We start from the raw sequence: 12742 nt of genomic DNA on the forward strand, positions 1-12742 counted from the left end.
GGCAATGAAGCGGGCGAGACGGCCCGCGATTCGACAAGGAGACGGTGCAGTGAAAAGGAAGCTGATTCTGGGCGCAGTGGCGGCCACCCTGGCGAGCACGGCGCAGGCGCAAAGCAGCATGACCCTGTACGGGATCATCGACGACGGCCTCACGTATGTGAGCAACGCGGGCGGACACTCGCTCTGGCGGCTCGACGACGGCATCAACCAGGCGTCCCGCTGGGGGATGCGCGGCGTCGAGGATCTCGGCGGCGGCTCGAAGGCGATCGTTACGCTCGAGAACGGCTTCTCGCTCAACACCGGCACTGCGGGGCACGGCGGCGCGCTGTTCGGCCGCCGCGCATTCGTCGGCCTGTCGAGCACGACCTTCGGGACGCTGATCGCCGGCTACGACTACGATTTCATCTACGACTACGTGTCGTACTACACGAACGTCGCGCAGTTCGCGCCGTCGTATTCGTTCCACGGCGCCTACGACATCGACCGCCTCGCCGGCGAGCCGGTCAGCAACATGGTGCGCTACGAGACGCCGACCTGGCACGGCTTCGGCGCGGGCGTGATGTACGGCTTCAGCAACGTTCCGGGGGGCTTCGGCGGCACGTCGACGGGCACGCCGCGGGTCATCAGCGCGGGGCTCAAGTACAGCCCGACCGGCACCTTCAACGCGCCGTACTCGTTCGCGGCCACCTTCACCAAGACCGATGGCGGCAACGCGGCGCGCGGCGTCGGGACGATGGCGCAGGTCGCGCTCGACGCGAAATCCATCTACACGGTGGCAGTCGGCGGACAGGTGAGCGTGACCGACGCGCTTTCCGTGAACGGCGTGTATACGTACACGAATGCGTCGCAAAGCCCGCGCGGCGTGGTCACGGTCGGTGCGTACGAACTCGGCGCGAGCTACAAGTTCTCGCCGTTCCTGACGGTGGGCGGAGGCTTCACGTACGTCGACCAGCACCGGCTCGGCAAGTACGACCTTTACAGCCTCGGTCTCGACTACCGACTGTCGAAGCGCACCGACGTCTATCTGTTCGGCACGTTCCAGCATGCGTTCGCGGGCCAGAAGTTCGCGGACAACTTCCTGATCTCGACGCCGTATTCGGTACCGGGGCCGAGCGGCTCGCTTTACGGCAATCTCGCCTCGACGACGGCAAACCAGCTGGCCGTGCAGGCCGGCATCCGTCATACGTTCTGATGTTCCGGTCGCGCAGCGCGTCCGGCGCGTGCAGGGCCGGCCCCGATCCGCAATCGTCGCGCAGCGCTCGATGAGCGGCTCAACCCGATCCCTGCCCGGCGGACCATGCCGGGCAGGGATCGTTCATTTGGGAAGCCGTCTTGTTCGGGTAAAACTTGGTTGAGTGTCTGGTATACCTGCGCGGTATCATATGAGCGTTACGACAAGTTGATGCCGCCGGCTTCTCGCAGGCTCGCGGCCCCCGAAACCCGATTGCCTTTCACGCAATGAGCCACCCTCCCAAATTGAGCCGCTCGGCCGAAATCAAGGTGCTTCTGGAAGCCGAGATCGAGCGCGGCGAGCTCGTGCCCGGTGCAGCGCTCGACGAACGCGCGCTTGCCGCGCGCTTCAACGTGTCGCGCACGCCGATCCGCGAAGCGCTGCAGCAGCTCGCCGCGCAACAGTACGTGCAGATCGTGCCGCGCCAGGGCGTGTTCGTGACCAAGATGACGGTGCCGCAGTTGCGCGACATGCTCGAACTGCTGAACGAACTCGAGGCCGTGTCGGCGCGACTGGCTGCACGCCGCATGAACGACGAGCAGCGCGTCGAACTGCAGCGCACCATCGACGAAGGCGTCGACGCGCTCAATCAGGGCGACGCGCGCCGGTTCGCGCGAACCAACACGGAATTCCATGAAGTCATCTGCCAGGCATGCCACAACGAGTATCTGGCCGACCAGATCCGATCCATCCGTCGGCTGATCTCGCGCTACCGCCCGAAACCGTTTCTGGCGCCGAGCCGGCGCGAGCGGGTGATCGCCGATCACCAGAAGCTGGCGCAGGCGCTGCTTTCGGGCGACGAGGCGACCGCCGAAGCCGTGATGGCCGAGCATTCGCCCGGCGGCGATGCGGGCTTCTCCGAATTCCTGGCGACCCTGCCGGCGGAATTCTTCAACGATGCGCCGGTTGCGATGCCGCGCGACACGTCATCGGTGGACGCGGGGCACGCGGATAGCGTGCAGCAGGAAGACTGAGCAGGCTACAGCGGGAGGCGGGAGCGGGCCGCGGCCACGCGGTGGCCGGATGGCGTTCGCGTGCGGCAGGGCGGGCGGCACGGGGGGCGTGACGCGGCGGGATCGCAGTGGGATCGCAGTGGGATCGCAGCGGGCGCGGGACGGCGCGGCCGTCCCGCATCGTGCCCCGGCCGCGCCGAAGCGCCCCGCGACAGCACTCAGAGGTCGGCGAACCGGCCGTTTTCGGCGGCGAGCTTTTCCAGCAGCGGCGCCGGCTTCCACCAATAGCCGTACTCGTCGTGAAACCGCCGTACGTCGCGGCAGACGTTCGCGATGCCGATCCGGTCCGCGTAGTACATGGGGCCGCCGCGATACGCGGGGAAGCCGTAGCCGGTCACGTAGACGACGTCGATATCGCTTGCGCGCAGCGCGATACCCTGTTCAAGCAGCTTCGCCCCCTCGTTGATCATGCCGTATACGCAGCGCTTGACGATCTCGTCGGCCGCGATCGGCCGGCGCGCGATGCCCAGGCGCGCCGATTCGTCGACGATGAAGCGCTCGAGTTCGGGATCGCGCAGCGGCTCGCGGCTGCCTGGCTCATAGCGGTACCAGCCCTTGCCGCTCTTCTGCCCGAGCCGGCCCGATTCGACGAGCTTCATGATCAGGTCGTTCCAGCGCCGGTCGGTCGGGCGCGTCGCCATCTGCGCCTTGCGGGTCTGGTAGCCGACGTCGTTGCCAGCCATGTCGTGCACCGCGAAGATGCCCATCGCATAGCCGAAGTCCTTGAGCGCCGCGTCCACTTCGTGCGGCAGCGCGCCGTCCTCGACGAGGAAGTGCGCCTCGCGGTTGTAATTGCGGAACAACGCGTTGCCGATGAAGCCCGGATAGATGCGCGCGAGCACGGCCACCTTGCCCATCCGCTGGCCCAGCGCCATCAGCGTGGCGATGACGTCGTCCGCGGTCTGCGCGGCGTGCACCACTTCGAGCAGGCGCATCACGTGCGCGGGGCTGAAGAAATGCGCGCCGACCACGTCGGCGGGACGGCGCGTGACGGCCGCGATCTCGTCGATGTCGAGCCCCGACGTGTTGGTGGCCAGGATCGCGCCGGGCTTCGCATGCCGGTCGAGTTCCCGGAAGATGCGCTGCTTGAGCGCGAGATCCTCGAACACGGCTTCGACCACGATGTCGGCATCGCGCACGTCGGCGATCGCGAGCGAGCCGCGGATGCGCGCCACGCGCGCATCTCGCTCGGCCGCTTCCAGCTTGCCGCGTTTGACGCTGTTGTCGTAGGTGTCGTGGATGCGGGCAAGGCCGCGCGAGAGGCCGGTTTCGGTCTCGTCGATCAACGTGACGGGGATGCCGGCCGCGGCCAGCGCCATCGCGATGCCGCCGCCCATCGTGCCGGCGCCGATCACGGCCGCCCGTTCGATCGGGCGCGGCGTCGCGACGGCGTTGGCCGCGACGGGTATTTGCGCGGCGGCCTTCTCCGCCGCCTTCACGTGGGCGAGCGCCCGCTCGCGGGCGGCCGCTTCCTGGGGATTCAGTTCGATTGCAGCGTTCATCGTTTGTCGTGCCTCATGCGGTGGTCTTGTGCGGGGCGGGACGTTCGAGCGGCTTCGCCTTGCCGTCCACGAAGTCCTGCAGGCGCTTCGCAGTCTCGGGCGAACGCGCCATGTTGGAACTCATGTACTCGAGGAACAGGCCGTCTTCATGCGACAGATCGTTCACGCGCGGCAGCAGGTTGGTGATGCGCCAGTTCGTGTCGGGCGCATTCTGCGCGATTCTGGCGGCGAGTCCCTTCGCTTGCGCGAGCGCTTCGCCGGGTGGCGTCAGGTAGGTGATCACGTGCTCGCGCAAGCCTTCGTCGGCCGACAGCAGGCGGCCCGTCAGCATCAGGTCGGCCATCACGGTGTAGCCGATCACGCGCTGGATGCGCACCGTGCCGCCGCCGCCCACGAAGATGCCGCGCTGCCCCTCGGGCAGGCCGAAGAACGCGGTGGTGTCGCCGACGCGGACGTGCGCGGCGGTTGCCAGTTCGAGGCCGCCGCCGACCACGGCGCCGTGCAGCGCCGCGACGAACGGGATCGGGCCGCGCGCGATGAGGTCGAACACCTCATGCCACGAGTGGCGGCGGCGCTTGCGCGGCGGCGCGGTCTCGCCGGTCGCGCGCGCGAGCGCCTCGCGCAGGTCGAGGCCCGCACTGAAATTGCCGCCGTGCCCGAACAGCACGCCGACGTCGGCTTCGTCGCCGGCGCGCACGACCGCGTCGCGCAGTTGCGCAATCACGTCCTCGTTGATCGCATTGCGCTTGTCGGGACGGTTGAGGCCGATCAGCGCAACCGCGCCGTCGAGTTCGTAGGTAACCAGGGTTTCGCGCATCATGCGCTCCGTTGAGATGGGGTGAGTCGGTTCATTCAATGCCGCCGCGGCGCGTCACAGATCGAGCACGAGCCGGCCGCGCGTGCAGCGCGACACGCAAACCTGCATCACGTTGCCGCCGGCCTTGTCCGCGTCGGACAGGTAGGTGTCCCGATGTTCGACCTCGCCGCCGCAGACGCGCACCGTACACAGGCCGCAGTAGCCGGAGCGGCAGTCGTACATGACGTCGGCGCCATGCGCCAGCAGCGTGTCGAGCACGGACTGGTCTTCCGGCACGGTCAGCACCGTGCCGGAAGACTTGAGTTCGACCTCGAATGCCGTGTCGCCCGCCTGCGGCGCAGCTTCCGTAAACAGCTCGTAGTGCAGGTCGCAGCCGTGCCAGCCACGCGCGCGCGCGGCCGCGAGCACCGCGTCGATCATGCCGGCCGGGCCGCATACGTAGATCGGCTGATTCACTTCCGCACGGTCGAGCAGCGCGCCGATCGACAGGCGCGTGGCCGGGTCGTCGTCGGCATGCAGAACGAGCCGTTCGCCGGCCAGCGCACGCAGTTCGTCGACATACGGCAGCGCATCGCGCGTGCGGCCGCTGAAATGCAGTTCGAAGTCGCGCCGCCGTGCGATCAGTTCGGCGGCCATCGACGCCATCGGCGTAATGCCGATGCCGCCGGCGATCAACAGCACGCGCGGCGGCGCGGCGAGCGGGAAGTGGTTGACCGGCGCGCGCACCTTCAGCGTGTCGCCGGGCTTCAGCGCGTGCATGTGGCGCGAGCCGCCGCGGCCTTCGTCGTCGCGCCGGACGCCGAGCCGGTACGCGTGCGCGCCGGAGCGGGTATCCGCCGCCGGATCGAGGTTGACCAACGAGTACGAGCGCCACTGCGGCACGCCGCCGGCGGCGGCCGGTATTTCCACCTGGATGTGAGCGCCGGGCTCGTAGCCGGGCAGCCGCGCGCCGTCCGGCGCTTCGAGCGTGAGCGTCCTGACGAGCGAGGTCGGGGCATCGATCGACGCGACGCGCAGCGTGAGCAGCATGGGGGCAGGCATCGAAGTCATGTCCGGTTACGCGGTTTCGGTGAGCACGCGCCAGTCGGCGCCGGCCGGCAGGACGCCGCCGATCGAGATCGCGCGCGAGTAGTCGAGCTCGGGGTTGTCGGCGAGCGTCGGCGTGTTGCCGGCGATGAACTCGCGCGCCGACCTGAGCAGCAATGCGCGCACGCGCAATACCGCCCCGTCTGCCGAGCAGAGCTGTTCCGTCATGCGGTCGGCGATCGGCCCCTGGCCGAGGAACATCGCGAAGTCTTCGGTGCCGAGGTGCTGGTGGAAGCCGGTCGCGTGGCCGCGCTTCATCAGGTCGCGGTTCTGGCCGAAGCTGTTGTCGCGCGTGCCGGGCGGCAGCGGCGGAAAGTTCCAGACGTCCGGCGTGGCGGACATCACGGTCATGCCGAGCTTGCGGGTCGGATTGAAGTGCACGAACCACGCGCGGTGCGTGACGTCGTCGACAGGTGTCGAGAAGAACACGGTGCTCGGGCCGTTTGCGTCCGGTGCGCAGATGATCCCGTACCACGGCATCACGAAATTGTTTACGCGTGCATAGACCTTGTCGTCGGGCAGGTCGCGCAATGCCGCGTAGCGATAGCCGTACGGACGCTCCTCGAACTCGAGGCGCGGTGCGAGCGAGCGCGTCATGTGCATGCGCTCGTTGCCGCTGCCGGAGGTGATCTGCGTCGTCGATTCGTGCAGCACGCCGACGTGCGACGAATCCATTGACGCTTCCACGCCCTGCACCCAGTTGGTCGGCACCTCGACGCTCGTGACCGAGCGCTGGTCCGCGCTCAGGTGCGTGAACGGCAGGTCCGGGAAGCGTGGCGGCGCGTCGCCGCTGCCGAGCCAGACCCAGACAATGCCGCCGCGTTCCTCGACGCGGTACTGGCTCGTCTTCACGCGCTTGCAGAATTGCGCCTGGTCGCCGACCTGGTTCGGCGCTTCGATCACCTTGCCCTCGACGTCGATCTTCCAGCCGTGGAACAGGCAGCGCAGGCCATCGTGCTCGTTGCGCGCCATCATCATCGACGTCTTGCGGTGCGGACACAGCTCGTCGACCACGCCGGCGCGGCCGTCGGTGGCGCGGAATGCGACGTAGTTCGCGCCGAGGAGGCGCACGAGCACGGGCGCGCCATCGGCTTCGAGCTTCGCCGACGGCACGGCCGGGATCCAGTAATGCTGACGGATCATCTCGCCCATCGGCGCGCCGTTCTCGACGCGGGTGAGCAGTTCGTTTTCTTCGCGGGTCATTGCCATGATCAAGCCTCCGTGTCGCGACGGAATGCACGCGTATAGACGCGCGTGCAGTTGCATTCGAAGATGTTCCTGCGCTGCTCGCCGGTCAGCCATTCGATGCTCTCGATGACGGGGCGCATGTCGTCGTAATCGCGGCCCGAGACCGGATCGCGTGCGCTGCCGGTGCCGGGCTTCTCGGTGCCGAACAGCACGTTGTCGGTGCCGGCCACCTTGAGCAGCAGCTCGATCGATTCCTTCGAATAGTTGCAGGTGTCGAAGTACAGCTTGCGGAGCTGCTCGTCGAAGCTCTGCGGATGATTGCGGCGGACCGCCCACGAGCGGAACCGGCCCATCTGGTACGGAATCGCGCCGCCGCCGTGGGCGACCACGATCTTCAGGTTCGGATACGTGTCGAACACATCCGATTCGAGCAGCGAGATCACCGCGATGTTTTCTTCGTTGATGAACTTCAGCGTGTACGACTCGCGCGGGCTGCAACTGCCCGCCGAGTGGATCAGCGCGGGCACGTCGAGCGCGGTCATCGCATCGTAGAGCGGATACCAGAACGGATCGCCGAGGCCGGGCGGCGTCGGGCCTTCGGATTCGGTCGGATCCGGGTTCAGCAGGCAGCCGACGAAGCCGAGCTCGTTCACGCAGCGCTCGAGTTCGGCGACCACGCGCACTGCCGGCGATTCGTTCATGAACTGCGGCAGGCCCGCGACGCCGCGGAAGCGATCAGGGAACATCGCGACGAAGCGCGCGATCAGGTCGTTGCAGTGGCGCGACCACAGTTCGGTCACGCGCGCGGGCTTGACCGAGTGCATCTGCAGGTACGGGCGCGGCGAGATGAACTGCACGTCGGTGCCGACCGCGTCCATGCCGCGCACGAGCTCTTCGGCCATCTTGCGCACGGATGCGTCGGGGACGTTCGGCCGCGTCGACGGGTTGGCGCGGCCGCCGACCAGTTCCGCCATGTAGCGGAAACTCTCCGGCGGCATGACGACGTGGGCGTGGGAATCGATGATCACAGGGAAGCCTCTCTTTCGGTGATGGGCGATGCGTGGAATGGCGCTGTCGGGTGGTCAGGCGATGACGGCGAGGGTTTCGATCTGGAGCGCCATGCCGTGCTGCAGGTCGTGCACGACGACATGGCGGGCCGGGCGTTGCGCGGGGTCGGGCCAGCACGCGAGCCAGTGCGCATTGACGTGCTCGCGCACCGAGTCGTCATTCACGTAGACGGTCAGCTTCACGACGTTCGCGAGTGTCGCGCCGCCCGCTTCGAGAAAGCGCTTCAGGTTGTCGAACGCGAGCTGCGCCTGCCCGGCGGGCTCGGGCGCGAGGCGGCCCGTCGCCGGGTCCTTGCCGGCGATGGCCGACGAGCACAGCACGTTGGCGACGCGCGCGCCGACCGGAATCGGCGCGTTGTGCGCGAGACCCGGGACGTCGATGGAACGAGGCATGCTTCCTCCGTATGGCTTGAATGGATGGGCGCGGCGTGTCATTCCGCGCCGGTTTCGAAGAAATGGCGCGGCACGGCGGCGAGGAATTCCGAGAAGCCGGTCGTGCCGGCCGGCACATGGCGCAGCATCGCGTCGGCGGCTCGGGCTTCGTCACCCGCCTGAATCGCGCGCGCGATTTCGAGGTGCTCCTGAAGCGAGCGGCTGATCTGGGTGCGATTGCGAAAATCGGCCACGCGGTAGCGTTCCGACTGGCGGCGTGCGGCGCGGATCTGGTCGGCGAGGCACTCGTTGCGGCTGCCGTCGTAGATCGCGTCGTGGAACGCCGCGTTGGCGGCGGCGTACTCGGCAGCATTGCCGTCGGCAGCCGCCTGCTGGCACGCCAGCAGGGCCCGGTCGAGCGCGTCGCGCAGTTCGTTGCTCGCCCGCCGCGCCGAAAAGCGCGCGCAGAGCGCCTCCAGTTCGCCGATGTATTCCAGCATCGAGCGCACCTTCGCGACCGACAGGCGCGCGACCGTCATGCCCTGGCGCGGCGAGATCACGACGAGATCGCGCGCAGCGAGATGCTGGAGCGCCTCGCGCACGGGGGTGCGCGATACGTCGAAGCGTGCAGCCAGCGCGCGTTCGTCGATCGGTGTGCCAGGCGCGAGCTTGCCCGTCTCGATCTCGCCCTGCAGCGTCGCACGAATGTCGCTCGCGAGACTCGCCCGGGTGCGGGCCGCGGTTTCAGGCAGATCGCCCGCCGATTCTTCGGGCTCCGGGGGCAGGCCGGCTACAGGTTTCATGGCGGAAACAATGGGCGTTTGGATGGGTTAAATATACCAATTATGCTTTGTGGTATGCAAATTAGGGTTTTTCTGATGCCTTCGCTGCGGCGCATGTACGTCGTCCGTGCTTGCGGAAAAGTTGTTGTGAATCAGTTGGATAGCTGATCGGATGGCCATTGTGGCGAGTCGGGTTAGGGAAAACGCCAGTGAGTGGTTTTGGGTTGTGGTGTATTGATTGACTATGTTTGGTATGCCAGAATGCATTCCATCCGACATGATCCTGGTGTGACAGACCGGGGGTCTCCACTCAACAAAGAGGCATGACCTGATGAGTAACCCACTCTCCGACGCCCTCGGCGTACTGCCCGTCGAGCGCGTGCTCAAGCCGCGATCGATCGCGATCGTCGGTGCATCTGCCGATCCGCGTTCGTTCGGCAATTTCGTGCTGCAGAATCTCGAGCGGTTCGGCTATGCGGGCGAGATCCACCTCGTCTCGCGCAGCAGCCGGGAAATCAATGGCCGTCCGTGCGTCGACAGCGTCGATGCGCTGCCGGAAGGCATCGATCTCGCCGTGCTCGCGATTCCGGAGGCAGGCGTGCTCGATGCGGTCCGAACGCTCGGCGCGCGCCGCACGCATGCGGCGGTGATCTTCGCGTCGGGCTACGCCGAAGCGGGAGACGACGGCCGCGCACGGCAGCAGGCGCTGGCTGACGCTGCGAACCGGGCGGGCATGGCGCTGATCGGGCCGAACTGCATGGGCTTCACGAACTTCGAGGCGGGTATCCCCGTGACGTTCGAGGCCGTTGCGCCCTATCCATGCGCAGGCCGCAACGGCGTCGGCGTGGTCGCGCAAAGCGGCGCGATGGCCGCGAACCTGCGCGACGCGTTCATGGGGCGCGGCCAGCCGATCACGGCGGCCGTGTCGACAGGCAACGAAGCCGTGCTCGGCATCGAGGACTATCTGGCCTGGTTCGTTGCTGATCCGCAGACGAGCGCGATCGCGGTTTACGCGGAACAGATCCGCCGGCCGCAGACCTTCATCGCACTGGCGCGCGACGCGCGCGCAGCGGGCAAGCCGATCGTGATGCTGATGCCGGGCAAGAGTGCGCGTGCGCGAGAAGCAGCACAGTCGCATACCGGCGCGCTCGCTGGCGACCACGCGACCGCGAGCGTGCTGCTCGCGCGCGAAGGCGTGGTCATGGTCGATTCGCTCGACGAGCTGTTCGACACCACGACGATCCTCGCGCGTTTCCCGCTGCCGCCTGCGGCCGGCACGGCCGTGATGACGGCGTCGGGGGCCGTGAAGAACATCACGCTGGACTTTGCGGAAGACATCGGCCTCACGCTGCCGCGCCTGACCGAGCCGACGGTCCGCAAGCTGACCGAACTGCTGCCCGACTTCGCGGTGGCCGACAACCCGCTCGACTACACGACGATCGGTGTGCGCAACCCCGGCCTGATCGGCGAGCTGATCGACACGGTGCTTGCCGACCCGGACGTCGGCAGCCTCGTGCTGTCGATCATGGGCGGTCCGCCGATCGCGCAGCGCGACAAGGCCGATCACCTCGTGCCGGCGCTCGCCCGCGCGACCAAGCCGGCCGTGCTGGCGGTGATGGGCGACAACAACGCGCTCGAGCCGTTCTTCGTCGACGCGATCGCCGCGAGCGGCGTGCCGTTCTTCCGCTCGCCGGACCGCGCGCTTCGAGCGTGCGCGCGGGTGGCCGCCTATGGCGAATCGCTGCAGCGCGCGCGGCGCGCGAGCACGGTAGGGCCGGCGGCCGTTCCGCTGCCGGGCGCGGTGCCGGCGAACGGCATCTTTCCCGAGTACCAGGGCAAGGCATGGCTCGCCGCCGTGGGCCTGCCGGTGCCGGGCGGGCGGCTTGCGAAGACGCTCGACGACGCGCTCGCGATCGCCGGCGAAATCGGCTATCCGGTCGTGCTCAAGGCGCAGGCGAGCGAATTGCCGCACAAGAGCGACGTCGGCGGCGTCGTGGTCGGGCTGGCGGACGCCGACGCGCTGCGCGCCGGCTGGGACCGGCTCCACGCGAACGTGGCCGCGCACCGCCCGGGGCTTGCGCTCGACGGCACGCTCGTCGAGGCGATGGGCCCGCGCGGCCTCGAACTCGTGGTCGGTGCGAAGCGCGATGCCGATTGGGGGCCGGTCGTGCTGGTCGGGCTCGGGGGCATCTGGATCGAGGCGCTGAAGGATGTGCGGCTGATTCCCGCCGACATGGCCGAGGCGGACATCGTGGTCGAATTGCGCCGTCTGAAGGCCGCCGCGTTGCTCGATGGCGTGCGCGGCGCGGCAGGCGTCGACGTGGCCGCGATCGCGAAGGCGGTGGCCGCGATCGGCGCCCAGATGCGCGCGAACCCGCAGATCACCGAAATCGATGTGAATCCGCTCGTTGCATACCCCGACCGCGTGCTCGCGCTCGACGCACTGGTCGTGTGCGGCGCGCAGGACCTGGCGCACTGAACCCCGGGAGAACATCTGCATGAAACTGGAATTCTCCGCTGAGGATCAGGCGTTCCGCGCCGAGGTGCGCGAGTTCGTCGGCAAGAACCTGTCGCCCGCGCTCAAGCGCAAGGCCGAACTCGGCCTGCGCCTCGAACGTGACGACTACGTCGAGTGGTACGGGAAGCTCTACGAGCGCGGATGGATCACGCCGTCGTGGCCGAAGGAGGCGGGCGGGCCCGGCTGGACGCCGCTGCAGCGCTACATCTTCGACGAGGAAACGCTCGTCGGCGGCGCGCCGCGCATCATTGCGAGCGGCATCAACATGCTCGGGCCGGTGCTCATCGCATTCGGCACAGCCGAGCAGAAGGCGCGCTACCTGCCTGCGATCCGCCGCAGCGAAACCTGGTGGGCGCAAGGCTTCTCGGAACCGGGCGCGGGCTCGGATCTCGCCAGCGTGCGCACTACCGCCGTGCGCGACGGCGATCACTTCGTCGTGAACGGCCACAAGGTCTGGACCTCGTACGCGCACTGGTGCGAGATGATGTTCGCGCTCGTGCGCACGGACGCAAGCGCGAAGCCGCAGGAAGGCATTTCGTTCCTGCTCATCGACATGAAGTCGCCGGGCGTCGAGGTGCGGCCGATCCGGATGCTCGAAGGCGGCACCGACCTCAACGAGGTGTATCTCGACAACGTGCGCGTGCCGGCGGAGAACCTCGTCGGCGAGGTCAACAAGGGCTGGTCCTACGGCAAGTACCTGCTCGGCCACGAGCGCACCGGCATTGCCGGGATCGGCTCGTGCAAGCAGCAGCTCGCGCGTGCGAAACGGCTCGGCAAGCAATACGGCCTGGCGGACGATCCGCTGTTCGACGCACGCGTGAGCCGCTTCGAGATCGAGCTGATGGCGCTCGAATTCACGGGGCTGCGCATGCTGAGCGCGAACCAGCAGAGCCGCGTGCCGGCCGTCGAGGCGTCGATGCTGAAAGTACGCGGCACTGAATTGCGTCAGGAAATTTTTGCACTCCTCACTGAAATTGCGGGGCCGGACGGCATTCCGTTCGACGAGGCGGCGTTGCTCGATCAGGCGGGCCACGATCCGGCGAGCCCCGAGGACGTCGTCGCCGTCGCGGCCAATTACTTCGACGCACGCAAGCTGTCGATCTACGGCGGGGCCAACGAAGTGCAGCGCAACCTGATCAGCCGCGCATTCTTCAATGCTTGAGGCG

The 12742-nt window shown here is 67.8% G+C and carries 11 protein-coding genes; 4 read left to right on the plus strand and 7 right to left on the minus strand.

Annotated features, from left to right (window positions below):
* Nucleotides 1–49: 49 nt before the first annotated feature.
* Nucleotides 50–1192 carry a porin gene (locus tag ACV22Z_RS32545; protein WP_448080352.1) on the plus strand — a complete coding sequence of 381 codons (1143 nt, stop codon included), beginning with the start codon at nucleotides 50–52 and terminating at the stop codon, nucleotides 1190–1192.
* A gap of 266 nt (nucleotides 1193–1458) precedes the next feature.
* A complete protein-coding gene (locus ACV22Z_RS32550) occupies nucleotides 1459–2205 on the plus strand; it encodes a GntR family transcriptional regulator (protein WP_448080353.1) in 747 nt (248 codons plus the stop codon).
* Nucleotides 2206–2402: 197 nt separating this feature from the next.
* Here the strand turns inward: ACV22Z_RS32550 and ACV22Z_RS32555 are convergent, their stop codons facing one another.
* Genes ACV22Z_RS32555 through ACV22Z_RS32585 form a run of 7 tightly spaced genes read right to left on the minus strand, consistent with a single transcriptional unit; the run spans nucleotide 2403 to nucleotide 9079 of the window.
* Nucleotides 2403–3746: a 3-hydroxyacyl-CoA dehydrogenase NAD-binding domain-containing protein gene (locus ACV22Z_RS32555; RefSeq protein WP_448080354.1), complete on the minus strand. Its 1344-nt coding sequence runs from the start codon at nucleotides 3744–3746 to the stop codon at nucleotides 2403–2405.
* 13 nt (nucleotides 3747–3759) lie between these two features.
* The gene (locus ACV22Z_RS32560; protein WP_448080355.1) at nucleotides 3760–4563 is read right to left on the minus strand and encodes a crotonase/enoyl-CoA hydratase family protein; all 804 of its coding nucleotides are present in this window, start codon (nucleotides 4561–4563) and stop codon (nucleotides 3760–3762) included.
* A gap of 54 nt (nucleotides 4564–4617) precedes the next feature.
* Nucleotides 4618–5604 (minus strand): PDR/VanB family oxidoreductase, encoded by a 987-nt coding sequence (locus tag ACV22Z_RS32565; protein ID WP_448080356.1) that lies wholly within the window; start codon nucleotides 5602–5604, stop codon nucleotides 4618–4620.
* 15 nt (nucleotides 5605–5619) lie between these two features.
* Nucleotides 5620–6858 carry a Rieske 2Fe-2S domain-containing protein gene (locus ACV22Z_RS32570; protein ID WP_448080357.1) on the minus strand — a complete coding sequence of 413 codons (1239 nt, stop codon included), beginning with the start codon at nucleotides 6856–6858 and terminating at the stop codon, nucleotides 5620–5622.
* A 2-nt stretch (nucleotides 6859–6860) separates the two neighbouring features.
* Nucleotides 6861–7865, minus strand: a complete 1005-nt coding sequence (locus ACV22Z_RS32575; protein ID WP_448080358.1) for an amidohydrolase family protein — start codon at nucleotides 7863–7865, stop codon at nucleotides 6861–6863.
* Between the two features lie 54 nt (nucleotides 7866–7919).
* Nucleotides 7920–8297, minus strand: a complete 378-nt coding sequence (locus ACV22Z_RS32580) for a RidA family protein (RefSeq protein WP_448080359.1) — start codon at nucleotides 8295–8297, stop codon at nucleotides 7920–7922.
* A 38-nt stretch (nucleotides 8298–8335) separates the two neighbouring features.
* Nucleotides 8336–9079: a GntR family transcriptional regulator gene (locus ACV22Z_RS32585; RefSeq protein ID WP_448080360.1), complete on the minus strand. Its 744-nt coding sequence runs from the start codon at nucleotides 9077–9079 to the stop codon at nucleotides 8336–8338.
* Nucleotides 9080–9389: 310 nt separating this feature from the next.
* Between ACV22Z_RS32585 and ACV22Z_RS32590 the strand changes: the two genes are divergently transcribed.
* Both ACV22Z_RS32590 and ACV22Z_RS32595 read left to right on the plus strand, forming a co-directional pair.
* Nucleotides 9390–11537: an acetate--CoA ligase family protein gene (locus ACV22Z_RS32590; protein WP_448080361.1), complete on the plus strand. Its 2148-nt coding sequence runs from the start codon at nucleotides 9390–9392 to the stop codon at nucleotides 11535–11537.
* A 19-nt stretch (nucleotides 11538–11556) separates the two neighbouring features.
* Entirely contained in the window at nucleotides 11557–12738 is a 1182-nt protein-coding gene (locus tag ACV22Z_RS32595) for an acyl-CoA dehydrogenase family protein (protein WP_448080362.1), read from the plus strand.
* Nucleotides 12739–12742 lie beyond the last annotated feature (4 nt).

Source organism: Burkholderia sp. PU8-34, assembly GCF_053427725.1.